Origin of the sequence: Paracoccus salipaludis, from assembly GCF_002287065.1 — a bacterium.
Classification (GTDB): domain Bacteria; phylum Pseudomonadota; class Alphaproteobacteria; order Rhodobacterales; family Rhodobacteraceae; genus Paracoccus; species Paracoccus salipaludis.
The window spans coordinates 48,430-71,705 of the sequence record NZ_NSJZ01000001.1 but is presented as its reverse complement, the minus strand read 5'-3'; the positions used below and the strand labels follow the sequence as shown (position 1 = coordinate 71,705).

Here is a 23,276-nt window from a genome sequence, read left to right as displayed (position 1 = left end):
TCAGTCGTCCTTCCGGGGATACCAGGCGTAGCTGTCCACGCTTGTTGCACTTTCAGCCGAGCGGCGGATGATCGGGCGCGGCAGCGCATGGCCATTGCCAAGCCGTCGGCGGAGTTCCAGCCGTTCCGCTGCCTCATCGGCCGGCATCTCGGGACCGGGTCCGGCCATCTCCTGCTCTCGCCGCACGATACTGCTGTGGTAACCTTGCCGGAAGAGGCTCTGCCAGAGGCGGGCGACAATCAATTGTCGTTGCAGGAATTGATCATGATATTTGTTGCCGCGAGGCCGTCGCAATCGGGCGGGGTGGGTCATTGGCGTTCTATTCGCCATGGCGGACGTGATGCACAGGGGCGTTTCTCACGAAGCCGTTCCGGACCGAGAGCTTTCTGGTCGCGGTTGCAGGCCTTTGCGCCCGATCAGGCTCAGCCAAACAGGCGTCAACTGCCTGAAGTGCTGCAGCACGCCTGAAGAGCAGCTTCGGGAGGGCCTGTCCTGGCATGGCGTCCTGGACGAGCAACTGCTGTAGGTGAAACCTTCCAGCAAGGCGGCGGCGCCAGTGTAGTCGCTGACCTGGCCTGCGGTCATGAGTTCGAGGATCAGGGATTGGTTCAGTGAACCAAGCCCCCGAGCACGCGGATCGGCCGCCCGCCGGCATCGGTGACGGTATGCAGACTGGTGTTCATGCCACCCCGGGTTCGCCCGATCAATCGACCGCGCGCCCTTTTTTGGCTGCAGGCTGGTCGCCGTGCGGTGCGCCTTAAGATAGGTCGCATCAATCATGATCGTCTTGGGTTCAGGGCTCGCCGCGGCCAGCCCCTCCATTATCCGCGCGAAGACGCCCATGTCGCCCCACCGCTTTCAACGGCTGTAAAGCGTCTTTGCAGGGTCCTACCCGCTCGGAGCGTCCCGCCACCGCAACCCGTCGCGGTTGACGAAGATCATGCCACTAGAGCCACATACCGATCATCGACACGCGGCTTGCGTTCGCGGGCTCGCCCCTTCGGAAAGAAGGGCCGGAGCCGCGCCATCTGCTCATCGATCAGTCTCCTCGCGGAGCCTGAGTCACGCAGCAGCAGGCAGATCAATGGGTCCTGACCCTTCGGGACAGACCTTGGGCATATAACGGGTTCTGCACCGTTTGGCATAACTGGCGAAAGGAACAAGTCGAGACTGGCGCTCTTCCAGCCGACCTTACACTCAAAGGGTTACACCACATGGTGGGAACAATCCGTTGAGAAGCCGGAATGGACCAACGGGAGATCGCCGCCTATCCGGGGCAGAAGGAGGCCATGACAGGTTGGTGTTCTCGAGATGCTGACCTTTCCGAGCGCAACAGGGCCGCTGCCGAGTTGTTGGACGTGGAGATCGAACGGCGAACAACGCTTGTCAAACCCAGCTCAGAAAGCGTCAAACCCTCTACGAAGGACTGACACCGTGCTGATCCAGTGCTCTCTGTATAACATGAAAAAATTTGGTGCCCGGAGACGGATTTGAACCGCCGACACGCGGATTTTCAATCCGCTGCTCTACCAACTGAGCTATCCGGGCCCCGGTCCAGGCATCTGCCTGAGGGTGGAGCGTTCCTAGACAAGCGCAACGCGGCTGTCCAGAGCGAAAATCAACTCTTGTCGTCGTGGGGCGGGATATCGCCCGCAGGCTCGCCCGGAATCGCATAGTCGCCACGCAGCCAGCGCGCCAGGTCAACGTCGGCGCAGCGCTTGGAACAGAAGGGGCGGTAGGCCTCGACGGTTGGCTTGCCGCAGATGGGGCAGGTCATTCCTCTTCTCCCGCAAGGGCGACGGTGACCAGGGGCACGCGGTCGCGCTTGCGGTTCAACTCGTAAAGCCCCATCGCGGTCCAGCCGACCATCGTGGTTTCGGTGCCGTCCGCCTTGAAGGCGGCGCGCAGCACCTGCTCGAGCGTGCCGCGGTCGCGCTTGGGCATGGGGGCGAAGTCGATCACCACCTGCCCGCCAAGGCCCCGCAGGCGCAGCTGCCGCGGCAGGTCGCGCGCCAGCGCGATGTTGGCCTTGAGCGCGGCCGCCGGCGAGGTGTCCCGGCCGGTGTTCACGTCCACCGCGACCAGCGCGCGGGTGGCTTCGATCACCGCGAAACCGCCGCCCGGCAGGTCGAGCTCGGGGTCGAGCAGCGCCTCGATCGCGGCACTGACGCCGTGGTGGTCGAAGGCACCCTCGCTGTCGTCGACGTCGTCCGGCGGCGGGTCGGCCCAGTCGATCCAGGCCGCGCGCCAGGGCTGCTCGGCATCCACCAGAAGCTCGGGGCGACCCTGCGTGTCCGACATGACGGCGATGGCAAGCGCCACCAGCCCTTCAAGCTCCTCGTCGATCGCCTCGTCCTCGGCCCCGGCCGCCGCGCTGCGCATCACAAGCCCCAGGTTTTCGGGCGCGCCTTCCAGAACGGCGGTCCCCAACGCGGTCAGCCGCGCGCGCTGGCCTTCATCCCTGATGCGGCGGGACACGTTCACGCCGGGGGCCCCCGGCGTGGCAATGGCGTTCTGGCCGCGGAACAGCACCCGCTGGCTGACGGGAATGGCCTTGCCGTCGTCAGCGGCCCCCGTGACCTGCACGATCAGGCTCTGCCCTTCCGACAGGCCCTTGGCGTCGCGCAGGAAACCGCGCTCGCCTTCCGGCAGGCGGACAAAGACGCCGCCCTGCCCCTTCACCAGCCGGTCCACAACGGCGCGGCAGATCGCCCCCGGTGGAAGCGTGGTCAGGGCGCTGAGATCCAGCAGAAGATCCTGGACCTGTCCGTCCACCATCAGGGCGGCGGCCTCGCGGCCCCATTGATGGCCCAGGACGACCTGACGACCCTTCATGTGCTTACTCCTTCGCGGTGGCCGGGGCGATCCCGCAGGCCGACAGCAGCACGGATGTTTCGGACAAGGGCAATCCCACAACGGCGCTGAACGACCCCTGGATCCAGGGCACGAAGGCGCTGGCCGGACCCTGAATGCCATAACCGCCCGCCTTGCCGCGCCAGTCGCCGCCCGCGACATAGCCCGCGATCTCGGCATCCGAGAGCTGGCGCAGGCGCACCACGGTTTCCACCAGCCTGTGGCGGGCATGGCCATTTGCCATGACGGTGACCGCGGTCATGACTCGGTGACGGCGCCCCGACAGCAGGCGCAGGAAACCCGCGGCCTCGGATTCGTCGGCGGGCTTGCCCAGGATGCGGCGACCCGCAACGACGGTGGTGTCGGCGGCCAGGACCACACCCGGCTCGACCGCGGCCACGGCGCTGGCCTTTTCGGCCGCCATGCGCGTGACATAGGCGCGGGGGGATTCGTCCTTGCGGGGCGATTCGTCGATATCGGCGGGAATGACGGCGTCCGGGGTGACGCCGATCTGGGCCAGCAGCTCGATCCGGCGCGGGCTGGCCGAAGCCAGCACGAATCGCGGCCGGCCCGCCTTACTTGAAGCGGTAATTGATCCGCCCCTTGCTGAGGTCATAGGTGTTCATTTCCACCTGAACCTTGTCGCCGGCGAGAACGCGGATGCGGTTCTTGCGCATCTTGCCTGCCATATGCGCGATGATCTCATGGCCGTTTTCGAGCTCGACCCGGAACGTCGCGTTGGGCAGGAGTTCCTTCACCACGCCGGGGAATTCGAGCATCTCTTCCTTGGCCATGATCTCTCCTGTCTGGAGCCCGCCATTCGCGGACCTTGGCCATATGCCGCCAAACCTTGCCTTTTTCAAGAGGAAAGCCCTGCAGGCGCCCAAGGTTGCCTGCGCCGGCGCGCTGCGCCCCGACCGCGACGGCGCGTCATGTGACGATTGGTGAATTTTTTCTCTTGCAGCCCACCGCCGCCTTGGCTAAATCCCCCTCCACCGGCGGCGGAAGCAACCGGGACGGAGCGCGGGCGTAGCTCAGGGGTAGAGCATAACCTTGCCAAGGTTAGGGTCGTGAGTTCGAATCTCATCGCCCGCTCCAATATCAAAAAGGCCGGTCGCAAGACCGGCCTTTTGCTTTTGCACCACGCCTGAACGAAAGCGCCCCGCGACCTTGCGGCGCGGGGCAGAGGCTTACAGCATCGAGGGCAGCACCAGATCCGGCGGGCGGTGGCCGTCGGCGAAGGTCTTGATGTTGATGATGACCTTCTCGCCCATCTCGTTCCGGCCCTCGGTCGTGGCCGAGCCCATGTGCGGCAGCATCACCACGTTGGGGGCCTCGCGCAGGCGCGGATTGATCTCGTGCCCGTGCTCGAAGACGTCGAGGCCCGCGCCCGCAAGCTCTCCGGCGCGCAGCATCCGCGTCAGGGCGTTCTCGTCGATGACCTCGCCGCGCGAGGTGTTCACGATCACCGCCGAGGGCTTCATCAGCTTCAGCCGCCGCGCGTTCAGAAGGTGGAAGGTCGATGGCGTGTGCGGCGCGTTGATCGACAGGATGTCCACCCGTGCGAGCATCTGGTCGAGGCTTTCCCAGTAGGTCGCGCGCAGATCCGCCTCGACCTCGGGGCGCAGGCGGCGGCGGTTGTGGTAATGGACCTGCATTCCGAAGACATTGGCGCGCCGCGCGACCGCCTGCCCGATCCGCCCCATGCCGAGGATGCCCAGGCGCCTGCCCCCGATGCGCCCGCCCAGATGCGCGGTCGGGGCCCAGCCTTCCCAGCGGCCGGTCTGCATCTCGGCCAGCCCCTCGGGGATGCGGCGGGTCACGGCCAGCATAAGGGCGATGGCCATGTCGGCAGTGTCCTCGGTCACGACCCCGGGGGTGTTCGTGACCTGGATGCCGCGCTGGCGGGCGCTTTCCACGTCAATGTGATCGACACCGGCGCCATAGTTGGCGATCAGCTTCAGCCGCTCGCCCGCCTGACCCAGAAGCCGCGCGTCGATCTGGTCGGTGACAGTGGGGACCAGCACGTCGCTGTCCTTCAGCGCCTGGGCCAGTTCCTCGCGGCTCATGCGGCCATCGACCTCGCGCAGCGACACGTCGAACAGTTCGGCCAGGCGCGATTCGACGGGCTGGGGCAGGCGGCGGGTCACGGTGACCTTCAGCCGATCACGCGGGGGTGCGGTGCCAGCCATGTGACCTCTCTTCCAATACCACGTTGCGTTTGGCAAACTTACCGTCAGGCGGGGCAGGCACAAGGCCCCGGGGCCATGCGCCCGACAGGCAGACACGCGGCGCGGGCCGCGGCAGGCAAGGACGACGACATGACATTGCGATCCGTGACCCGATCGGTGGCGGAGGCGTGCGCGGCACGGCTGCGCCGCCCCGTGCTGGCCGCAGCGGGTGCGGGACTGCTGGCGACAGGGCTGGCGCTGGCCCTTCCGGCCACCGCGCAGAGCCCCCGCTCCAGCGGCGATGGTGCGGCCTCGGCCGAGGCGCCCGCGATCGAGATCAATCCGGGCGATGTGTCCGCGGATTCGCTGATCAGCCGTCACCAGGACAAGCCCCGCGACCCGAACCGCGGGCCTGTCACCAATCTCCCCCTGCCTCGCTATGTCAGCCTGAAGGGCGGCGAGGGGAACGCCCGGCGCGGTCCCTCGCTGTCGCATCGCATCGACTGGGTGTTCCGCCACCCCGGCATGCCGCTGCGGGTGGTGGCCGAGTTCGGCCACTGGCGCCGGGTCGAGGACCAGGACGGCGCGGGCGGCTGGGTGCATTACTCGCTGCTGTCCGGCGTCAGGACCGCCATTGTCACGACCGACATGGCCGAGCTGCGCAGCCGGCCCGACGCCAATGCGTCGGTACTGGCCCGGGCCGAGGCGGGCGCGATCGTGCGTCTGCACGAATGCGAGATCGACTGGTGCCGCGTCTCGGGCGGGGGCGAAAAGGGGTGGGTCCCCAAGATCTCGCTCTGGGGCGTCGATCCCGAGGAAACCCGAGAGTAACCATTTCCGTCCCGCACCCCGGGGCAAGGCCCGGGGTGCCTACGCGTTCCGGCCAGATGCCGTGCCGGCGGGCCCGGTCACATGCAGCGATAGTAGGTCAGCGTGGTCGAACCTTCGGTCATGCGCATCACGCCGGGACGGATCGAGATGTTGAGCTGGCGGTTCGCCGCACCCGAGCAGCCAAGCGAGACCGAGGTGTAGTTCGTCTGCACCTCGGACGTCCCGACGGTGCAGTCCGACGTCGGGAAGGTGAACTTGTTGCCCTGAATGGTCAGACGGCCTTCGCTGGCGGGATCGCCGCACTGCGAGGCGACGAGGTTCCAGGTGCCGTCCAGCGTGTCCGGGCCGGGCGTGCCGGCGGTCGCTTCCGGCGCGGCGGGGGCGATGGCGGGGCCGTCCACGACCGTGACCGGCTCGGCGCCGGGGGTGCTGACGGTGGTGACGGTTGCGCCGGGCACACAGGCCGACAGCGACAGGGCGGCGGCGACGGCCAGAACGGGCTTCAGATAGGTCATTTTTCGGTTACTCCCACTTGAACAACGATCGGCTGCGGGCCGCGTCACCCTTCAACGTCGCAAGCGTGCGATTTCGTTCCCTGTTTTCTCAAGAGAAATTTCATTGGCAGCAAGCCGCCGGTGAACTGAGGCGCTGGCGCCACATCAGCCACGTCTTCTCCGGTGCTTCGGAGAGCCGCAGGCTCACATGCGTTCACGTCAGGTTGATGTATCTTCGGCGCCGCAGACCGGGCAGCCGGGCCGGCGCGGCAGGCTGACGGTCCGGGTGTCCCCCCACAGGCCATCAAGGATCAGCATGCGCCCGCGCAGTCCCGCGCCCGTGCCGTTCTGGGGGATGCCGGCCAGTTCCTTGATCGCCTCCAGCGCCATCAGGCTGCCGACGACACCCGGCAGGGCGCCCACGACGCCCGCCTCGGCGCAGGACAGCGCCAACCCTGGCGCGGGCGGTTCGGGAAAGACGCAGGCAAGGCAGGGTGCGCCGCGCGCGGGATCGTAAAGCGCGACCTGCCCTTCCCATTGCGCGATCGAGCCTGCGAGCAGCGGCACGCCCGCCGCGACGCAGGCCGCGTTGATCGCCTGCCGCGAGGCGAAGCTGTCGGTGCCGTCGATCACCAGGTCATGGCCCGCGACCAGATCGGCATCTCCTGTCCCGATGCGGCGCGCCAGCGCGGTGACGCCAACATGGGGGTTCAGCCGGTTCAGCGCCTCGGCGGCAGCCTGGACCTTGGGGCGGTCGATGTCGGCGGTGGAAAAGATCACCTGCCGCTGCAGGTTCGACAGCCCGACCGTGTCGTCGTCCGCGACCGTGATCCGCCCCACGCCCGCCGCCGCCAGATACATCAGCACCGGCGCGCCCAGCCCCCCCGCCCCCACGACCAGCACGCGCGAGGCCCGCAGCCGCCGCTGCCCCGCGCCCCCGATCTCGCGCAGGACGATGTGGCGGGCATAGCGGTCCAGTTCGGCGTCGCTGAGGGGTTGTGTGGGATCGGCCGGCGCGACCTCGCCTGCGGGCGCTGATCCTGCCTGGCTGACCGGGGGCGGTGCGGGTGGCTCGGCCCTGCCCCGCGGCCGCGCCGCGGCCACCCCCGAGCCCACCGGCTGCCGCGCGCGGGCGCGCGATCTCAGGCGTCCGATCAGCGCCGCGTAACCTGCAGCCAACGCCGCGAGTCCCGCGGCCGGAACCCACAGGTCCGAGGGCAGCAGCGCCTGTCCCGCCTGATGCCGCTGCCACAGGCCCGCGACCCCCGCCAGCCAGACCGCCGCAAGGACGGCGGCCAGCACCCCCGCCCCGAATCGGCGGATGACGACGATCCCCGCGACGACCAGCAGCAGCGTCCACAGCATCTCAGACCCCCGTCGAGCCGAAGCCGCCTGCCCGCTCGCTTCCGCGCGAGAACTCGGCCACCTCGGTCAGCACGGGGCGGACCACCGGAACGAACAGCATCTGCGCGATCCGCTCTCCGGGCTGGATCAGGATGGGCGCGCTGCCCGGCGGATTGCGGTTCCAGGCGCTGATCAGGATCTCGTCGGTATAGTCGGCGTCGATCAGGCCAAGCGCATTGCCCATCACCAGCCCCTTGCGATGCCCCAGCCCCGACCTGGGCAGGATCACCGCCGCCAGATGCGGATCGGCCATGTGCAGGGCGATCCCCGAGCGCACCAGCTCGGCCGGGGCCTGCGGATACAGCGCCAGCGGCGCGTCGAGGCAGGCGCGCAGGTCCAGTGCCGCCGCCATGGGCGTCTGCCAGTCGGGCAGGCCCCAGTCGCGCAGGCGGGCGTCCAGCACCTTCAGTTCCACGGGCGGGCAGGCTTGCATCGGCATACTCGGGGTTGGTCCGCCCCCGGCTTAAGCCATCGCCCGCCCAAGGTCACGCGCAGGGCGCGCCCTTGCGGGCTCGCGCCTTGCCCCTTGGCGGGCGGGGCCGTAAAAACCCGGCACTTCACGCGGCCGAAAGAAGTTGTCCATGTCCAGCCCCCGTCCCGTCGTCCTTTGCATCCTCGATGGCTGGGGGATCGCGGACCGCCCCGACTTCAGCGCCCCCGACCAGGCCGCGACCCCGAACATGGACCGGCTGCGGCGGGACTGCCCCGGCGCGACGCTGATCACCTATGGCCCGGACGTGGGGCTGCCGCGCGGGCAGATGGGCAACTCGGAGGTGGGGCACACCAACATCGGCGCGGGGCGCGTGGTGGCGATGGACCTGGGCCAGATCGACCTGGCGATCGAGGACGGCAGCTTCTTTCAGAACCCCGGCATCCGCACCTTCGTGGATCGGTTGCGCGCCGTGGGCGGCACGGCGCACCTGATGGGCGTGGTGTCGGACGGCGGGGTGCACGGCCACATCGCCCATGTGGTCGCGGCCTGCAAGGCGGTGGCGGACCAGGGTTTGCCGGTCGTGCTGCACGCGATCACGGACGGGCGCGACGTGCCGCCCGAATCGGCGCTGGGATTTGTCACCGAACTGGCGGGCAACCTGCCCGAGGGCGTCACGGTCGGCACCGTCACGGGGCGCTATTACGCGATGGACCGGGACAACCGCTGGGACCGGGTGGCGCGCGCCTATGACGCCATCGTGCGCGGCCGGGGGCTTCATGCCGCCGACGCGCCCACCGCCGTCTCCGACGCCTATGCGCGCGGCGAGACCGACGAGTTCATCGCCCCCACCGTCCTGCCCGGCTACACCGGCGCACGGGACGGCGATGGCTTCTTCTGCCTGAACTTCCGCGCCGACCGCGCGCGCGAGATCATGGCCGCCATCGCCCAGCCGGGCTTTGCCGAGTTCGACGTGACCGGCCGCCCCGCCTGGTCCGGGGTGCTGGGGATGGTCGATTACTCGACGCGCCATGACGAATTCATGACTGCCGCCTACCCCAAGCGGCAGGTGGCGAACACGCTGGGCGCCTGGGTGGCCTCGCACGGGCTGCGCCAGTTCCGGCTGGCCGAGACCGAGAAATACCCGCATGTCACCTTCTTCCTGAACGGCGGGAAAGAGGCGCCCGAGCCCGGCGAGGACCGTCACATGCCCTCGAGCCCCAGGGTGGCGACCTATGACCTCGCCCCGGAAATGGCGGCCGGGGAGGTCACGGACCGGCTGGTGCAGGCCATCGGCGAGGGCTACGACCTGATCGTGGTCAACTACGCCAATCCCGACATGGTGGGTCACACCGGCAGCCTGCCCGCGGCGATCCGTGCCTGCGAGGCGGTGGACCGGGGCCTCGGCCGGATGGTCGAGGCGCTGGACCGCGTCGGTGGCGCGGCGGTCGTCATCGCCGACCACGGCAACTGCGAGATGATGGTGGACCCTGCGACAGGCGGCCCGCATACCGCCCACACCACGAACCCCGTGCCGGTGATCGTCTACCGCGGCCCGCAGGGCGCGTCCCTGCGCCAGGGCGGGCGGCTGGCCGACGTGGCGCCCACGGTGCTGGACCTGATGGGCCTGGTCCCGCCGCCCGAGATGACCGGGCGCAGCCTGATCGAACGGTCATGACGCGCGCCCCCGCCCTTTGGCGCACCGCCGCCGTGGCCCTTGCCGCGCTGCTGGCCGCAGATGCGGGCCTGGCGCAGACGGTGGTTTCGGAAGGCGGGCGCGGGGCCGTCACCACGGCCGCGGGCGATCCTGCGGCCCCCGGCGCGGCCGTGGGCGAAACCCCGGCCGAGGCCACCGCACGCGAAGCCGCCGCCGCCGCCGAAAGCCTGCGCGAGGCCATGGCCCGCCTGGACGTGGCGCTGACCGCCGACGATCAGGTGATCGCGCTGTCCGAGGTGATCCGCGCCTATGAGCAGGGGCAGGCCGCGCTGCGCGACAGCCTGCGCCGCGCCGCCCTGCGCGAGGCCCAGGTGCGCGCCGAGTTCGAGGAACAGCGCGACCACCTGTCCCGGATCATCGGCGTGATGACGGCGATGCAGCAGTCGCCCGAGACGCTGATGCTGTTGCACCCCGCCGGGGCCACCAGCACCGCCCAGTCGGGCATGATCCTGTCGGCCGTCACCCCTGCCCTGCAGGCCGAGGCCGACCGGCTCAGGACGGGGCTCGACGAGATCGCCATCGTGCGCGGCATCGAGCAATCCGCCGCCGACACGCTGGCGCAGGGCCTGGCCCAGGTGCAGGAAGCGCGGCGGCTGCTGGCCTCGGCCGTCACCGACCGCTCCTCCATGCCGGTGCGCTTCGGCGAGGACCCGGAGGAGCTGACGGCGCTTGTGGCCTCGGCCGACACGCTGGACAGCTTCGCCGCCGGGATCGCCGCGATGGAACAGGACATCGGCGCCCCGATGGCCGACTTCGAGGCGGCGCAGGGCAGCCTGGCCCTGCCGGCGGTCGGTGCCGTGCTGCGCGGCTATGACGAGCCCGACGCCAAGGGCATCCACCGCCCCGGCCTGACCATCGGCACCGCGCCCGCCGCGCTGGTCACCGCGCCCTGGCCCGCCACGATCCGTTATCGCGGCCCGCTGCTGGATTACGGCAACGTGATGATCGTGGAACCGGCGCGCGGCTACCTTCTGATCGTCGCGGGCCTATCTCAGGTCTTCGGAGAAACCGGCGACGTGCTGCTTGCGGGCGAACCGATGGGGCTGATGGGCGGCCACGAGGGCTCGGCCGCGGAATTCGGGGCGACCTTCGTGGAAGCCGCGGCCGTCGGCAACACGCCCCCCGCGATGCAGCCGCTCTATCTCGAGCTGCGCCACGGCAAGGAAACACTGGACCCGGCCGAGTGGTTCGTGATGAATCCGGTCATTACCCCCGCGACCGGCAACGATGCCGCCCGCGACAACGGCGATACGGCGGGCGAGGATGCCCCTGAGCAGGTCAGGACGACGGAATGAAGAATTATCTCATGGCGGGCATCGGCGGCACGCTGGCCGGCATCCTGGTCACGACCCAGCTGGCCGGGCCCCTTGTTGCGCAGGAATCCGGCCGCAATGCCTCGGTCTATGAACAGCTCGACCTGTTCGGCAACGTCTTCGAGCGCGTGCAGCAGGATTATGTCGAGCAGGTCGATTCCAAGACCCTGATCGAGGCGGCGATCAACGGGATGCTGACCTCGCTGGACCCCCACTCCTCGTTCCTGTCGGCCAACGACTACGAGGACATGCAGACCCAGACCCGTGGCAGCTTCGGCGGCCTCGGGATCGAGGTCGGGCAGGAGGACGGGCTGGTCAAGGTGATCTCGCCCATGGACGGCACGCCCGCCGCCAATGCGGGGATCAAGCCCGGCGACTTCATCACCCATGTGAACGGCGAATCGCTGATGGGCCTGACGCTGGACGAGTCGGTGGAAAAGATGCGCGGCCCGATCGGGTCCGAAGTCACCGTCACCATCCTGCGCGAAGGGGAAAGCGAGCCCTTCGACGTCAAGATGACGCGCGAAACGATCCGGCTGACGGTTGTTCGCACCCGCGTCGAAGGCCATGCGGTGGTGCTGCGGGTCGCCACCTTCAACGACGAGACCTATGACACGCTGAAGTCCGAGCTGGAAAAGGCGGTCGGGGAAGCGGGCGGCATCGAGAAGGTGACGGGCTTCGTGCTGGACCTGCGCAACAACCCCGGCGGGCTTCTGGACCAGGCGGTGCTGGTCAGCGACGCCTTCCTCGACAAGGGCGAGATCGTGTCCACCCGTGGCCGCCAGCCCGAGGAAAGCGGCCGCTGGAACGCCGAGCCGGGCGACCTGGCGCAGGGCAAGCCGATGGTGGTGCTGATCAACGGGGGCTCGGCCTCGGCGTCCGAGATCGTGACCGGCGCGCTGCAGGACCACCGCCGCGCCATCGTCGTGGGCACCAAGAGCTTCGGCAAGGGATCCGTGCAGACGGTGATGCCCGTGACCTCGGACAGCGCGATCCGGCTGACGACGGCGCTGTATTACACGCCCTCGGGCCGCTCGATCCAGGCGCTGGGGATCAACCCCGACATCATCGTCCAGCAGCCCCCTGCCCGCCCGGCCGACGAGGAAGAGGAAGCGCCGCGCAGCGCCTCGAACTTCTCGACCTCGGAAAGCGACCTGCGGGGCGCGCTGAACAACGATTCGATCTCGGACGAGGAACGGCGGCAGATCGAGGAGGAAGCCAAGCAGGTCGAGGCCACGGCCAAGCTGCGCGAGGAGGATTACCAGCTGGCTTATGCCGTGGACATCCTCAAGGGGCTGGCCGCCGTCGATTTCTCGGCCCGCGAGGTGGCGGAGGCCGCCAAGCCTGCCGTGACCGGCGAGGACGCGACCAGCGAGGACGCGCGCGAAGGCGCTGCCCCCGCGACCGAGGCGCCTTCCGCCGTCGAGGCCGCACCCGCGACGGATGTCTCGGCCCCGACGGCCCGTCCTGCCAACCGTCCGGCCCAGCCCTGAGCGCGCCGATGCAAGTGACGAACGACGTCCCCGCGGGCATGGGTCCCGACGATGCCGCGACCGGGCCGGGCGGCCTGCCCTATCGCCCCTGCGCCGGCGTGGTACTGATCAATGCCGAGGGCCGGGTCTTCGCCGGCCACCGCATCGACAACCCCTCGGACGCCTGGCAGATGCCCCAGGGCGGCATCGACGAGGGCGAGGACCCGCGCGCGGCCGCCCTGCGCGAGCTGCGCGAGGAAACCGGCATTCCCGCCGATCTGTGCGAGATCCTGGCCGAAAGCCCCGACTGGCTGCGCTATGACCTGCCGCCGGAACTGGTGGGCAAGATCTGGCGCGGCCGCTACGGCGGGCAGATCCAGAAGTGGTATCTGGTGCGCTTCAACGGCCGGGACGATCAGGTCGATATCGCGACCGAGCATCCCGAGTTCGACGAATGGCGCTGGATGACGCCCGCCGAGATCGCCGCGAAGATCGTCCCTTTCAAGCGCGAGGTTTATGACCGGATCTTCGCCGCTTTCTCCGATCGGCTGACCGCCTCGTAAACCCTCGCCATCCCCCAGCCTGCGCGTGGAGCCGCCCGGTTCCGCCGGAAAGACACATGGAAGACCCCATCATTCCCTTCGAACTGAAACGGATGTTTCTGGGCGAGGCGCCGCTGCTGTTTTATGTCGAGATCGCGGTCCGGACCGTCATCATCTACGGTTACACCCTGGGCCTGATCCGCTGGATCGGGGGGCGGTCGGTCACGCAGTTGTCGATGGTGGACCTGCTTCTGGTGATCGCGCTGGGATCGGCGGTGGGGGATGCGACCTTCTACCCCGACGTGCCGATGCTGCAGGCGATGCTGGTGATCACGGTCATCGTCTGCCTGAACAAGTTCATCGACAACCTGATCGAGCGCTACGACACCGCCAAGCGGCTGATCGACGGCCGCACCGTGGCCGTGGTCCGCGATGGCCGCATCGTCCGGCAGGGGCTGATCCTGCGCGACATCAGCGCGCTAGAGTTGAAGTCGCTTTTGCGGCTCAAGGGCGTATCGAACCTGGGCCAAGTCGAGTTCGCCTTTCACGAATCCGGCGGCGGGCTGTCGGTCTTCCACCGCGACACCCCCGTTCCCGGCCTGCCCATCGTTCCGCCGCAGGACGTGGAGCCCTTGGCATCCCTGTCGGACGCGGCGCCCGATACCCAGGCCTGCTGCGTCAACTGCGGCTCGTTGCGGCGGGCGGAACTGGTGACGCCCGTGACACGCTGCACGGATTGCGGGCGGACCGATGGCTGGACCCCTGCCGTGACGCCCCCCGTGATCAGGCCGGCCGCCTGACCCCATCCAGCGCTTGCCAAACGGGCCCCGATCCCCCATCCCGCAAGGCAGGCGATCCGAGGGGGCGATGGTGCAACAGGTCTACACGCTGCTGGTCCAAGTCGGCCGCAAGGAAGGCGACGGCCTGCCCGAGGGCGCGACGGGCGCGGCGCTGGTCTGCTATGCCGCCGGCCGCGACCAGGACGAGGCGGTGCGCGAAACGGTGGCGATCCTCAAGCAGGCCGATCTCGCGCCCCTCGAGGTGCAGGCCTATGGCACGCTGGACGAACGTCTGGCCGAGGGGCACGAGGTTCCGGACGAGGAACGTGCCCTGATGGACCGCGCGCGGGACGAGAACAGCGTCATCGTGGCCCAGTTCGAACCGTTCTTCGACGAGCCGGACCACGGCTGACGCCGAGCCTTCGCCTTGTCAGACTCGCGGTTGCACGGTTAAGATTCCGTGCAACAAGAACGATAACGTGACGAGGCAGTGAGAATGAAATCCAGCATGATGCGCCTTGCGCTGTCGGCCGCCGTGATGGCAGCGCTGGCGTCCTGCGCACCGATGGGCCGCCCGGGCCTTGGCCCGGTCTCCAGCGGCAGCAGCTGGACGCCGGCCCCGATCCCGGCGGCCGACCCGGCGACCGAGGCGAGCTTCCAGCAGTGGGTACGGAACTTCCGCCCGCGCGCCGTGTCCTCGGGGATCAGCCCGGCCACCTACGACCGCGCCATGGCGATCGCCCGCTACAACCCCGAAGTGATCCGCCTCGACCGCAAGCAGGCCGAATTCTCGCGCCCCGTCTGGCTTTACCTCGACAGCGCGGTGTCGCCCGAACGGGTGTCCACCGGCCGCCAGATGCTCGCCCAGCACGGCCGGGCACTCGCCGCGATCGAGGCCACCTACGGCGTCCCGCGCGAGATCGTGCTGGCCGTCTGGGGAATGGAATCGAACTTCGGCGCGAACCGGGGCCGGATGCAGATCATCCCCTCGCTGGCGACCTTGGCCTATGACGGCCGCCGCTCGCAGATGTTCCAGGAACAGCTGGTCGCGGCGCTGAAGATCCTGCAGGCCGGCGACACGGACCCGGAACACATGCTGGGCTCATGGGCGGGCGCGATGGGTCACACCCAGTTCATGCCGACCTCCTACCTGTCCTACGCCGTCGACTTCACCGGCGACGGGCGGCGGGACATCTGGTCGGACGACCCCACCGATTCGCTGGCCTCGACGGCGGCCTATCTGGCGCGGAACGGCTGGGTGCGCGGCCAGGCCTGGGTGACCGAGGTTTCGCTGCCCGAAGGCTTCAGCGCCGTGGGCAAGGGCACCCGGACCGGCACGCGCCAGCTTGAGGCGATGGGCGTGCGCGCGGTCAACGGCCGCGGCCTTCCGGCGGGCACCGGCTCGATCATCCGGCCTGCGGGCGCGCGGGGACCGGCCTTCCTGATCCTCGACAACTTCCGCTCGATCCTGCGCTACAATAACTCGGACAGCTATGCGCTGGGCGTCAGCTACCTGGCCGAGGCCATCGCCGGCCGCCCCGGCATCCAGGCGCCCTGGCCCCGGTCGGACCGCCCGCTGACTCAGGCCGAGCGGTCCGAGATCCAGCGCCTGCTGACCGCGCGCGGCTTCTACCGCGACGAGATCGACGGCAAGATCGGCACCGGCACGATGGAGGCGATCTCGGCCTTCCAGCGCTCGATCGGCGTGCCCCCCGACGGCTATGCGACCTCGATCGTCCTGGGACAGCTGCGCGGCCGGTAAGGGCCCAGGCTCAATCGGAAAAGGCCCGGCGCGCATAAGGCGTCCGGGCCTTTTTCATGAACACGGTGACGGAAGCGAGGCCTCCGAGCGCGCCTCAAGGATCATGGGAACCGACGTCCTGAAGGCAGTGCAGCAATCTTGGAAGGAAACACCGCCGCTCAGGCGGGCGTCTCACCATGGAGGCGGGTACCGGAATCGAACCGGTCTTCACGGATTTGCAATCCGCTGCGTAACCTCTCCGCCAACCCGCCTCGGTGAGGTGCAGGACAGATATGCCAAAGCGTTCTGCCCTGCAAGTCGCTGCGTAGCCCCTCGGGCCGGATGAAAGTATCCCGGGGGAGCCGCCAGGGGCGGCGGGGGCAGCGCCCCCTTGCTTACTTCACCCGCGCGTTGCGGTTGCCGATCAGCTTCAGGCGCAGGGCGTTCAGCTTGATGAAGCCGGCTGCGTCCTTCTGGTCATAGGCGCCCGCGTCTTCCTCGAAGGTCACATGCGCCTCGGAATAAAGGCTCATGTCCGACCAGCGGCCGACGCAAGTCACAAGGCCCTTGTACAGCTTCAGCCGCACCGTGCCAGAGACGTATTCCTGCGACTTGTCGATCAGCGCCTGCAGCATCTCGCGTTCCGGGCTGAACCAGAAGCCGTTGTAGATCAGTTCCGCATAGCGGGGCATCAAGCTGTCCTTGAGATGCCCCGAGCCCGAATCGAGCGTGATCTGCTCGATCCCCCGGTGCGCTTCCAGCAGGATCGTGCCGCCGGGCGTCTCGTAGATTCCGCGCGACTTCATGCCCACAAAGCGGTTCTCGACGAAGTCGAGCCGTCCGATCCCGTGCCGCCCGCCATAGTCGTTCAGCGCCGCCAGCAGCGTCGCGGGCGACATCGCCTGCCCGTTGATGGCGACCGCGTCGCCCTTCTCGAAGGTGACCTCGATGTATTCGGGCTGGTCGGGCGCATCCTCGGGGTTCACCGTGCGCTGGTAGACATAGTCCGGGGCCTGCTCGGCCGGGTTCTCCAGCGCCTTCCCTTCGGACGAGGTGTGCAGCAGGTTGGCGTCGACCGAGAAGGGCGCCTCGCCGCGCTTGTCCTTGGCGATCGGGATCTGGTTTGCCTCGGCGAACTCGATCAGCTTGGTGCGGCTGGTCAGGTCCCAGATCCGCCAGGGCGCGATCACCTTGATCGAGGGGTCGAGCGCATAGGCCGACAGTTCGAACCGCACCTGGTCGTTGCCCTTGCCGGTCGCGCCATGGGCCACGGCATCCGCGCCGTGCTGCTGCGCCAGTTCGACCAGCCGCTTGGCGATCAGCGGGCGGGCGATCGAGGTGCCCAGCAGGTACTGCCCCTCGTAGACGGCGTTGGCGCGGAACATCGGGAAGACGTAGTCGCGTACGAACTCTTCGCGCACATCCTCGATGTGGATGTTCTCGGGCTTGATGCCCAGCAGCTCGGCCTTGGCCCGCGCAGGCTCCAGTTCCTCGCCCTGGCCGAGGTCGGCGGTGAAGGTGATGACCTCGCAGCCATATTCGGTCTGCAACCACTTGAGGATGATCGAGGTGTCGAGCCCCCCGGAATAGGCGAGAACGACTTTCTTCGGCGCGTCAGACATCGGGGCCCCCTTCATCCAGATTTGCCTGCCGATTATGGCCTTTCCCGCCTTCTCACAAGGGCGCTGGCGCGCAGAGCCGCTGGCATTTCGGCGCATGACGCCCTATCCCTGCGCCATGAGCACCCCCCTTTCCCCCGTCCTTGATGCGGCGGCCGCGCTGCGCGGGCTGTTCGAGCCGACGCCCCTTCTGCGCAACGACCACCTTTCGGCCCGCTACGGCGCCGAGATCTGGCTGAAGCGCGAGGATCTGACGCCGGTGCGCAGCTACAAGCTGCGGGGGGCGTTCAACGCGATGCGCCGGGCGGGCGCGGGACCGGGGGCGCATTTCGTCTGCGCCAGCGCCGGCAACCACGCGCAGGGGGTGGCCTTCGCCTGCCGGCATTTCGGGTCACGCGGCACGATCTTCATGCCGGTGACGACGCCGAAGCAGAAGATCGACAAGACGCGCACCTTCGGCGACGGCGCGGTCGAGATCGTGCTGACGGGCGACTATTTCGACCAGACGCTGCGGGCCGCGCAGGAGTTCACCAAGGCTCAGGGCGCGATCTTCCTGTCGCCCTTCGACGACGCCCATGTGATCGAGGGGCAGGCCACGGTGGCCACCGAGATCCTGGACCAGATGGAGGGTCCCCCCGATCTTGTCGTGCTGCCGGTCGGGGGCGGCGGCCTGGCGGCGGGGGTCAGCGGCGTTCTTTCTGTCGCCGCCCCGCAGGTGCGCCTTGCCTTTGTCGAGCCTGCGGGCGGCGCCAGCCTGCAGGCGGCGTTGCAGGCCGGCCACCCGGTCACGCTGCCCGCGATCGAAACCTTCGTGGACGGCGCCGCCGTCGCGCGCATCGGCGAGCTGCCCTTTGCGCAACTGTCGCGCTTTTCGCCCTCGGACGTGGTGATCGCGCCCGAGGACCGCATCTGCGCCACCATGATCGAGATGCTGAACGTCGAAGGCATCGTGCTGGAACCGGCCGGCGCGCTGGCCGTGGACGCGCTGCGCGACCTTGGCGCGGCGGGCGCGCTGGAGGGCAAGCGCGTGGTCTGCGTCTGCTCGGGCGGCAACTTCGACTTCGAGCGGCTGCCCGAGGTGCGCGAGCGGGCGCAGCGCTGGGCGGGGCTGAAGAAATACTTCATCCTGCGGCTGGCGCAGCGGCCCGGCGCCCTTCGCGAGTTCCTGAACCTGCTCGGTCCCGAGGACGACATCGCGCGATTCGAGTATCTCAAGAAATCGGCGCGCAACTTCGGCTCGGTCCTGATCGGGATCGAGACGACCAGCCCCGCGAACCTCTATGCGCTGTCCGAACGGCTGGCGGCACGGGGCTTCGACTGGCGCGACATCACGGGCGACCCGGTCCTGTCCGAGTTCCTGATCTGAGCCGCCGGGCCGCATCCTCCGCCGATGCGGCCCCCCGGGCGACATCGCATCGGCAGGGGCCGAGCGCGCGTGACACACCAACAGCATTCCTCGGGCCCGGGTCCCGCTCCAGCCCACGAATGGCGGCCCGAATCCTCGGTTCGCATCTGGTGCCGGACGCGCAGGCCCGTGTCCGAGGCACCGTCATTCAGGACCCGCAGGCGCTGAGGCAAAGCCGCAGCGCCTTCCATGCCCAAGACCATGATCCTGCCCTCGATCTTCAGGAACATCGAGGCCGGCAGCCCGGACGTCCCATTCCCGGCATCTTCATGAAGGGCAACCACGCGCGTCCTGTCGATCATGCGGCACATTCCCTCGGCTTCCGGCCTTCCTTGCAGGGATTTCTTGAGAAATCGTGAAGGCCCGCGCTTAACCTGCCGTTCACCCCGGCGCGCTAGCCTTGGCGCATGAGACAGCCGAATCGGTCACTCACGTCTTCCTCGCCCGGCCGGGCGACCGGGCACCGGACGCGGCGCCTGGTGCTGCTGGCGGACGGCAACCGGGCGCACCGGCGGATGCTGTCGATCCAGCTGGAACGGGCGGGCTATCGCGTGGCCGAGGCCGCGGATGGCGCAACCGCGCTGAAGATCTGCCGCGAACAGCATCCCGACCTGATCCTGTCCGACTCGCTGCTGATGAACCTTTCGGGACTCGAACTCTGCCGCGCGCACCGGGACATGGCGCGGCAGGGCTACGGCTATTTCATCCTGCTGACCTCCAGCACCGAGCGCGCCGACATCGCGGTGGCCCTGGGGGCGGGGGCAGACGACTTCCTGGTCAAGCCGATCTCGAGCGCCGAACTGCTGGCGCGCATCCGAGCGGCCGAGCGGGTGCTGGACATGCACGACGACCTCGCCGCCGCAAACCGCGAACTGCAAAGTGCGCTGGAACGGCTGAACGAGGCGCAGGAGCAGATGACGGCCGAACTGCGCGAAGCGCGCAAGCTGCAGCAGGCGATGATCCGCGAACGCCAGCGCAGCTTCGGGCCCTTCCGCGTGTCGCTGCTGATGCGTCCGGCCGGGATGATCGGCGGCGACTTCGTGGGCTTCCATCAGCTCGACGACCATGCCGTCGGGCTGCATGCCGTGGATGTCTCGGGCCATGGCGTCGCCTCGGCGCTGCTGACGGCGCGGCTTGCGGCACAGATCGACGGCCTGGCTCAGGATCGCCACCTGTCGCCCGCCGGGCTCGTCTCGGCGCTGAACGACATGATGCTGGACGGTCCCCTGACGGACGTCTACCTGACGATGGTCTATGCTCGTCTGGATTTCGAAACGCACCGCCTGCGGCTCGTGCAGGCGGGCCACCCCCACCCCTTCCTGCAGCGCGCCGATGGCCGGATCGAGCGGGTCGGCAGGGGCGGGCTGCCGGTCGGCGTGCTGGAAGGCGCGCGTTTCGACGAGATCGAGGTGACCCTGGCTCCCGGCGACCGTCTTCTGATCGTGTCGGACGGGATCACCGATGCCTCGGGCTGCCGTGGCGAGTTGCTGGGCGAGGACGGCCTGCGGGCCATCATGCAACTGAACGCGCCCCTGACGGGACACGCGCTGCTGGAATCCATGTGCTGGTCGGTCGCGGCCTTCGCCAGCGGCGAGCGTGCCGACGACCTTTCCGCCGTGCTGATCGAGCATCTTCCGCCCGCGCCGGTGCTGGCGGGCCCGGGCGGGACGCCGGGATGATCCCGGCGCCGCTCGTCCTCAGATCACCAGAACCTGCGTGCCGACCTTGGTCAGGGCGTAAAGCTGCTGGATGTGCTCGTTGTAAAGGCCGATGCAGCCGTTCGATGACTTGCGGCCGATCTTGCGCGTGTCGTGAGTGCCATGGATGCGGTAATACTGCCAGCTGAGCCACAGCGCATGGGTGCCCAGCGGGTTGTCCGGCCCCGGCGGCACGAAATCGGGCCATTCGGGGTTGCGTTTCTTCATCTCGGGGGTGGGCGACCAGGACGGGCCTTCGACCTTCTTGATGATCTCGGTGCGGCCGCGCCGGGTCAGGTCCTCGCTGACGGGGATCGAGGTCGGGAACAGGCGGAAGTCGGTGCCGTCCTCGGACCAGTAGCTCAGCGCCCGCGACGTCAGGTCCACTAGGATCGCGCCGTTGGTCAGGTCGCTGAAATAGGGCTGCCAGTCGTGCATCCGGAAGCTCGACACGTTGCGGCGATTGTCCTGGCCCGCGTCATACTGGACCACGCCCGCGTCGGGGGTCGCCCCAGCGCCGGGCGTGCCCTGCAGCGCCTGGCCCGTATAGGGATCCACCGCCTGCGCGAGGGCCGGGGCCGCCAGGCTCGTGGCGCCCAGTGCGAGCGTGGTGGCAAGGAAGGACCGCCGGTCAACGGCGGACGGCTTGGTCGCGGGCATCTCGTTCTCCTGTCGGCCTGGCCCTTGAGGGCTTCGTGGCGATCGCCTCGTTCGTGAGCCGAGCACATAGCCGTGAACGGGTGCAGATCAACTCACAGGGGCGTCACTGGTTCGACTTTCGCCGGTCGTGCGTTGGCAGGGCAACAGGAGAGATGAAGGAACCGGACTGCGGGCCCGTCCCGCAGCCGGCCCGTGCCGGAGACCGGCGCGGCCAAGCGTTGCAGATCGGGCAGGTGCGCCTTCCATTGCCAAAGCAGGAAATGCCCGGCCAGCTGGACCGCGCCTTCTGCCACGGACGGTTGCGGATGGCGACGCGCACCGGTCGAGGTGTAAGGCGGGAAGGCCGATCAATCGGGCCATAAGGGAACCGTCCCTGAGGGACTGCGCCCCAAGGCCACGACAACCGGGAAGCGTCAGATTAGAAGATCTGCAAAGGGCGTCGGAGGTCACAGGCTCCCCACCCGTCCCATGGGATTGCAATCCCGCGTCCAGCGACCCGCACCGGTTTCCTTGCCAAGCGCGTTCCTGCCGCTCAGCGTGCGACCCGCAGGATCCTCAGGGCAACGGGGCCGGGCTCAACCGCTTTCCGCCGAGGGTTCAGAAAGCCGCGCCACTTGCAGTTCCGCTCTGCGGCAAGCGCTTCAGCTGCGGCCGTCGAGGCGGATGAAATCGCGCACGCTGCCCTGACCGGGCTCGACCTCGGCCCAGCTGCCGGCCTGGAAATCCACGACCAGCGTCGCGGCGGTCGGATAGCTGCGGAACTGCGGGTCCAGAGGCGGACGTGCCGGCAGCATGGCTGCGAAGGCGGCGATGCCGGGATTATGGCCGATCATCATCACCGTGGAAGCAGTGGCGGTCTTGAGAACCCGCAGCATCGTCTCGGGCGCCGCCTGATAAAGCGCGGGCTCGATGCGCAGATCGGGCCGCGTCTCGAAAACGGCCTGCGCCACGCAGTCCCAGGTCTGGCGCGTCCGCAGGGCAGAGGAGCAGAGCACCTCCTCGGGGTCATAGCCGCGGCTGGCCAGCCAGTCCCCCAGCGCCCGCGCCGAGCGCCGGCCGCGCCCGTTCAGCGGGCGGTCATGGTCGGGCAGCGTGGGGTCGTCCCAGTCGGATTTCGCATGGCGCGTCAGGATCAGGCGGCAATGTCCCAGCGGTGTCATCCTGACCCTTTCCCTTTGTTCACGAATCAGAGTGCCACCCGCGACCGCCAGCCGCAAGCGGCTCTCCCGTTCCTCGGCGGCAAGTCGTCAAAGCCCGCTTCCGCCCTGACGCAGCCCGTGCGGCTTGACCCGCGGCTCGGTCGAGCGGATCAGGCTGCCCGCGCCCTGCTCGGTGAACAGTTCCAGCAGCGCGGCATGAGGCACCCGCCCGTCCAGGATCACGACGGCGCGCACCCCCTGGTCCAGCGCGGTCAGCGCGGTCTCGGTCTTGGGGATCATGCCGCCCGCGATGGTGCCGTCCGCGATCATCGCGCGCACCTGGTCGGGGTGGATCTGGGTCAGCACCTGCCCCTGCCCGTCCTTGACCCCCGCCACGTCCGTCAGCAGCAGCAGCCGGTCGGCCTTGAGCGCGCCCGCGATGGCCCCCGCCGCCGTGTCGCCGTTCACGTTGAAGGTCTCGTTGTCGGCCATGCCGGTGGCCACCGGCGCAATCACCGGGATCAGCCCGGCATTGTAAAGGTCGCGGATGATCTGCACGTTCATCTCGATAGGCCGGCCGACAAAGCCCAGTTCCGGGTCGTCGGCCTCGCAGACCATCAGGTCGTCGTCCTTGCCGGAGATGCCGATGGCGCGGCCGCCCGCGTCGTTGATCGCCTGCACGATGCGCTTGTTGACAAGACCGGACAAGACCATCTCGACCACCTGCACCGCCTCGGCGGTGGTCACGCGCTTGCCGCGGACGAAGCGGCTTTCGATGCCCAGCCGGTCCAGCAGGTCGTTGATCATCGGCCCGCCGCCGTGGACGACGACCGGGTGGATGCCGACCTGCTTCATCAGGACGATGTCCCGGGCGAACTCGGCCATGGCCTCGTCATCGCCCATCGCGTTGCCGCCAAACTTCACGACAACCACGGCGCCGGCGTAACGCTGCATGTAGGGCAGCGCCTCGGAGAGGGTGCGGGCGGTGGTAACGAAGTCGCGATCCATG

The 23,276-nt window shown here is 68.6% G+C and carries 24 protein-coding genes, 3 tRNA genes and 1 pseudogene; 12 read left to right on the top strand and 16 right to left on the bottom strand.

The window, feature by feature from the left end:
* The 7 genes and pseudogenes from CK240_RS18115 to infA form a co-directional block, all read right to left on the bottom strand.
* Nucleotides 1–312 carry a hypothetical protein gene (locus tag CK240_RS18115; protein WP_135058765.1) on the bottom strand — a complete coding sequence of 104 codons (312 nt, stop codon included), beginning with the start codon at nt 310–312 and terminating at the stop codon, nt 1–3.
* A 225-nt stretch (nt 313–537) separates the two neighbouring features.
* A pseudogene (locus tag CK240_RS00365) lies at nt 538–1,028 on the bottom strand (IS5 family transposase); the annotation flags it as partial.
* A 444-nt stretch (nt 1,029–1,472) separates the two neighbouring features.
* Nucleotides 1,473–1,548 (bottom strand) — tRNA-Phe (locus tag CK240_RS00360).
* Nucleotides 1,549–1,618: 70 nt separating this feature from the next.
* On the bottom strand, nt 1,619–1,777 hold the full coding sequence (locus CK240_RS00355) for a DNA gyrase inhibitor YacG (protein WP_095638359.1): 159 nt from the start codon (nt 1,775–1,777) through the stop codon (nt 1,619–1,621).
* On the bottom strand, nt 1,774–2,835 hold the full coding sequence (locus tag CK240_RS00350; protein WP_095638358.1) for a ribonuclease E/G: 1,062 nt from the start codon (nt 2,833–2,835) through the stop codon (nt 1,774–1,776). The genes CK240_RS00355 and CK240_RS00350 overlap by 4 nt, the downstream gene beginning before the upstream one ends.
* A 4-nt stretch (nt 2,836–2,839) precedes the next feature.
* Nucleotides 2,840–3,469 (bottom strand): Maf family protein, encoded by a 630-nt coding sequence (locus CK240_RS00345; RefSeq protein WP_095638357.1) that lies wholly within the window; start codon nt 3,467–3,469, stop codon nt 2,840–2,842.
* Nucleotides 3,429–3,647, bottom strand: coding sequence for a translation initiation factor IF-1 (gene infA, locus CK240_RS00340; RefSeq protein ID WP_036636451.1), 219 nt, complete (start codon nt 3,645–3,647; stop codon nt 3,429–3,431). The genes CK240_RS00345 and infA overlap by 41 nt, the downstream gene beginning before the upstream one ends.
* Nucleotides 3,648–3,876: 229 nt before the next feature.
* Between infA and CK240_RS00335 the strand changes: the two genes are divergently transcribed.
* Nucleotides 3,877–3,951 (top strand) — tRNA-Gly (locus tag CK240_RS00335).
* A gap of 92 nt (nt 3,952–4,043) precedes the next feature.
* Here the strand turns inward: CK240_RS00335 and CK240_RS00330 are convergent.
* Entirely contained in the window at nt 4,044–5,045 is a 1,002-nt protein-coding gene (locus CK240_RS00330; protein ID WP_095638356.1) for a 2-hydroxyacid dehydrogenase, read from the bottom strand.
* 129 nt (nt 5,046–5,174) lie between these two features.
* On the opposite strand from CK240_RS00330, the gene CK240_RS00325 reads away from it, so the two are divergent.
* A complete protein-coding gene (locus tag CK240_RS00325; RefSeq protein WP_240517218.1) occupies nt 5,175–5,855 on the top strand; it encodes an SH3 domain-containing protein in 681 nt (226 codons plus the stop codon).
* A 77-nt stretch (nt 5,856–5,932) separates the two neighbouring features.
* On the opposite strand, the gene CK240_RS00320 is transcribed toward CK240_RS00325, so the two are convergent.
* The 3 genes from CK240_RS00320 to dut all read right to left on the bottom strand — a co-directional run bounded on the left by CK240_RS00320 (nt 5,933) and on the right by dut (nt 8,192).
* Complete coding sequence (locus tag CK240_RS00320) at nt 5,933–6,370, bottom strand: hypothetical protein (protein ID WP_240517217.1); 438 nt, start codon at nt 6,368–6,370, stop codon at nt 5,933–5,935.
* A gap of 198 nt (nt 6,371–6,568) precedes the next feature.
* Entirely contained in the window at nt 6,569–7,714 is a 1,146-nt protein-coding gene (locus tag CK240_RS00315) for a HesA/MoeB/ThiF family protein (protein ID WP_095638355.1), read from the bottom strand.
* A 1-nt stretch (nt 7,715) separates the two neighbouring features.
* On the bottom strand, nt 7,716–8,192 hold the full coding sequence (gene dut, locus CK240_RS00310; protein WP_095638354.1) for a dUTP diphosphatase: 477 nt from the start codon (nt 8,190–8,192) through the stop codon (nt 7,716–7,718).
* 142 nt (nt 8,193–8,334) lie between these two features.
* Here dut and gpmI point away from each other — a divergent pair, with 142 nt between their 5' ends.
* The 7 genes from gpmI (at nt 8,335) to CK240_RS00275 (ending at nt 15,768) form a co-directional block, all read left to right on the top strand.
* The gene (gpmI, locus tag CK240_RS00305) at nt 8,335–9,861 is read left to right on the top strand and encodes a 2,3-bisphosphoglycerate-independent phosphoglycerate mutase (RefSeq protein ID WP_095638353.1); all 1,527 of its coding nucleotides are present in this window, start codon (nt 8,335–8,337) and stop codon (nt 9,859–9,861) included.
* Nucleotides 9,858–11,195, top strand: coding sequence for a murein hydrolase activator EnvC family protein (locus tag CK240_RS00300; protein WP_135058764.1), 1,338 nt, complete (start codon nt 9,858–9,860; stop codon nt 11,193–11,195). The genes gpmI and CK240_RS00300 overlap by 4 nt, the downstream gene beginning before the upstream one ends.
* Entirely contained in the window at nt 11,192–12,706 is a 1,515-nt protein-coding gene (locus CK240_RS00295) for a S41 family peptidase (protein WP_095638352.1), read from the top strand. The genes CK240_RS00300 and CK240_RS00295 overlap by 4 nt, the downstream gene beginning before the upstream one ends.
* Nucleotides 12,707–12,744: 38 nt before the next feature.
* Nucleotides 12,745–13,248: an RNA pyrophosphohydrolase gene (locus tag CK240_RS00290; RefSeq protein WP_095638763.1), complete on the top strand. Its 504-nt coding sequence runs from the start codon at nt 12,745–12,747 to the stop codon at nt 13,246–13,248.
* 56 nt (nt 13,249–13,304) lie between these two features.
* The gene (locus tag CK240_RS00285) at nt 13,305–14,027 is read left to right on the top strand and encodes a DUF421 domain-containing protein (protein ID WP_095638351.1); all 723 of its coding nucleotides are present in this window, start codon (nt 13,305–13,307) and stop codon (nt 14,025–14,027) included.
* Nucleotides 14,028–14,094: 67 nt separating this feature from the next.
* Entirely contained in the window at nt 14,095–14,418 is a 324-nt protein-coding gene (locus tag CK240_RS00280) for a hypothetical protein (protein ID WP_095638350.1), read from the top strand.
* An 84-nt stretch (nt 14,419–14,502) separates the two neighbouring features.
* Nucleotides 14,503–15,768 (top strand): lytic murein transglycosylase, encoded by a 1,266-nt coding sequence (locus CK240_RS00275; protein WP_095638349.1) that lies wholly within the window; start codon nt 14,503–14,505, stop codon nt 15,766–15,768.
* 177 nt (nt 15,769–15,945) lie between these two features.
* On the opposite strand, the gene CK240_RS00270 is transcribed toward CK240_RS00275, so the two are convergent.
* Together CK240_RS00270 and CK240_RS00265 are read right to left on the bottom strand one after the other, a co-directional pair.
* Nucleotides 15,946–16,019 (bottom strand) — tRNA-Cys (locus CK240_RS00270).
* 123 nt (nt 16,020–16,142) lie between these two features.
* Nucleotides 16,143–17,369: an argininosuccinate synthase gene (locus CK240_RS00265; protein WP_095638348.1), complete on the bottom strand. Its 1,227-nt coding sequence runs from the start codon at nt 17,367–17,369 to the stop codon at nt 16,143–16,145.
* Nucleotides 17,370–17,484: 115 nt separating this feature from the next.
* Here CK240_RS00265 and ilvA point away from each other — a divergent pair, with 115 nt between their 5' ends.
* The 3 genes from ilvA (at nt 17,485) to CK240_RS00255 (ending at nt 20,450) form a co-directional block, all read left to right on the top strand.
* The gene (ilvA, locus tag CK240_RS00260; protein WP_095638762.1) at nt 17,485–18,732 is read left to right on the top strand and encodes a threonine ammonia-lyase IlvA; all 1,248 of its coding nucleotides are present in this window, start codon (nt 17,485–17,487) and stop codon (nt 18,730–18,732) included.
* Between the two features lie 119 nt (nt 18,733–18,851).
* Complete coding sequence (locus CK240_RS18110; RefSeq protein ID WP_135058763.1) at nt 18,852–19,130, top strand: hypothetical protein; 279 nt, start codon at nt 18,852–18,854, stop codon at nt 19,128–19,130.
* Between the two features lie 48 nt (nt 19,131–19,178).
* Nucleotides 19,179–20,450: a PP2C family protein-serine/threonine phosphatase gene (locus CK240_RS00255; protein WP_095638347.1), complete on the top strand. Its 1,272-nt coding sequence runs from the start codon at nt 19,179–19,181 to the stop codon at nt 20,448–20,450.
* Nucleotides 20,451–20,468: 18 nt separating this feature from the next.
* Here the strand turns inward: CK240_RS00255 and CK240_RS00250 are convergent, their stop codons facing one another.
* The 3 genes from CK240_RS00250 to argB all read right to left on the bottom strand — a co-directional run bounded on the left by CK240_RS00250 (nt 20,469) and on the right by argB (nt 23,275).
* A complete protein-coding gene (locus CK240_RS00250; RefSeq protein WP_095638346.1) occupies nt 20,469–21,128 on the bottom strand; it encodes a L,D-transpeptidase in 660 nt (219 codons plus the stop codon).
* 641 nt (nt 21,129–21,769) lie between these two features.
* Nucleotides 21,770–22,288, bottom strand: coding sequence for a SixA phosphatase family protein (locus CK240_RS00245; protein WP_095638345.1), 519 nt, complete (start codon nt 22,286–22,288; stop codon nt 21,770–21,772).
* 87 nt (nt 22,289–22,375) lie between these two features.
* On the bottom strand, nt 22,376–23,275 hold the full coding sequence (gene argB, locus CK240_RS00240; protein ID WP_095638344.1) for an acetylglutamate kinase: 900 nt from the start codon (nt 23,273–23,275) through the stop codon (nt 22,376–22,378).
* Nucleotide 23,276: the final 1 nt, after the last annotated feature.

Coding starts and splice junctions, on each gene's coding strand:
- CK240_RS18115 (WP_135058765.1), bottom strand. CDS start 312: ATGACCCACCCCGCCCGATTGCGACGGCCTCGCGGCAACAAATATCAT.
- CK240_RS00355 (WP_095638359.1), bottom strand. CDS start 1,777: ATGACCTGCCCCATCTGCGGCAAGCCAACCGTCGAGGCCTACCGCCCC.
- CK240_RS00350 (WP_095638358.1), bottom strand. CDS start 2,835: ATGAAGGGTCGTCAGGTCGTCCTGGGCCATCAATGGGGCCGCGAGGCC.
- CK240_RS00345 (WP_095638357.1), bottom strand. CDS start 3,469: ATGACCTCAGCAAGGGGCGGATCAATTACCGCTTCAAGTAAGGCGGGC.
- infA (WP_036636451.1), bottom strand. CDS start 3,647: ATGGCCAAGGAAGAGATGCTCGAATTCCCCGGCGTGGTGAAGGAACTC.
- CK240_RS00330 (WP_095638356.1), bottom strand. CDS start 5,045: ATGGCTGGCACCGCACCCCCGCGTGATCGGCTGAAGGTCACCGTGACC.
- CK240_RS00325 (WP_240517218.1), top strand. CDS start 5,175: ATGACATTGCGATCCGTGACCCGATCGGTGGCGGAGGCGTGCGCGGCA.
- CK240_RS00320 (WP_240517217.1), bottom strand. CDS start 6,370: ATGACCTATCTGAAGCCCGTTCTGGCCGTCGCCGCCGCCCTGTCGCTG.
- CK240_RS00315 (WP_095638355.1), bottom strand. CDS start 7,714: ATGCTGTGGACGCTGCTGCTGGTCGTCGCGGGGATCGTCGTCATCCGC.
- dut (WP_095638354.1), bottom strand. CDS start 8,192: ATGCCGATGCAAGCCTGCCCGCCCGTGGAACTGAAGGTGCTGGACGCC.
- gpmI (WP_095638353.1), top strand. CDS start 8,335: ATGTCCAGCCCCCGTCCCGTCGTCCTTTGCATCCTCGATGGCTGGGGG.
- CK240_RS00300 (WP_135058764.1), top strand. CDS start 9,858: ATGACGCGCGCCCCCGCCCTTTGGCGCACCGCCGCCGTGGCCCTTGCC.
- CK240_RS00295 (WP_095638352.1), top strand. CDS start 11,192: ATGAAGAATTATCTCATGGCGGGCATCGGCGGCACGCTGGCCGGCATC.
- CK240_RS00290 (WP_095638763.1), top strand. CDS start 12,745: ATGGGTCCCGACGATGCCGCGACCGGGCCGGGCGGCCTGCCCTATCGC.
- CK240_RS00285 (WP_095638351.1), top strand. CDS start 13,305: ATGGAAGACCCCATCATTCCCTTCGAACTGAAACGGATGTTTCTGGGC.
- CK240_RS00280 (WP_095638350.1), top strand. CDS start 14,095: ATGGTGCAACAGGTCTACACGCTGCTGGTCCAAGTCGGCCGCAAGGAA.
- CK240_RS00275 (WP_095638349.1), top strand. CDS start 14,503: ATGAAATCCAGCATGATGCGCCTTGCGCTGTCGGCCGCCGTGATGGCA.
- CK240_RS00265 (WP_095638348.1), bottom strand. CDS start 17,369: ATGTCTGACGCGCCGAAGAAAGTCGTTCTCGCCTATTCCGGGGGGCTC.
- ilvA (WP_095638762.1), top strand. CDS start 17,485: ATGAGCACCCCCCTTTCCCCCGTCCTTGATGCGGCGGCCGCGCTGCGC.
- CK240_RS18110 (WP_135058763.1), top strand. CDS start 18,852: ATGGCGGCCCGAATCCTCGGTTCGCATCTGGTGCCGGACGCGCAGGCC.
- CK240_RS00255 (WP_095638347.1), top strand. CDS start 19,179: ATGAGACAGCCGAATCGGTCACTCACGTCTTCCTCGCCCGGCCGGGCG.
- CK240_RS00250 (WP_095638346.1), bottom strand. CDS start 21,128: ATGCCCGCGACCAAGCCGTCCGCCGTTGACCGGCGGTCCTTCCTTGCC.
- CK240_RS00245 (WP_095638345.1), bottom strand. CDS start 22,288: ATGACACCGCTGGGACATTGCCGCCTGATCCTGACGCGCCATGCGAAA.
- argB (WP_095638344.1), bottom strand. CDS start 23,275: ATGGATCGCGACTTCGTTACCACCGCCCGCACCCTCTCCGAGGCGCTG.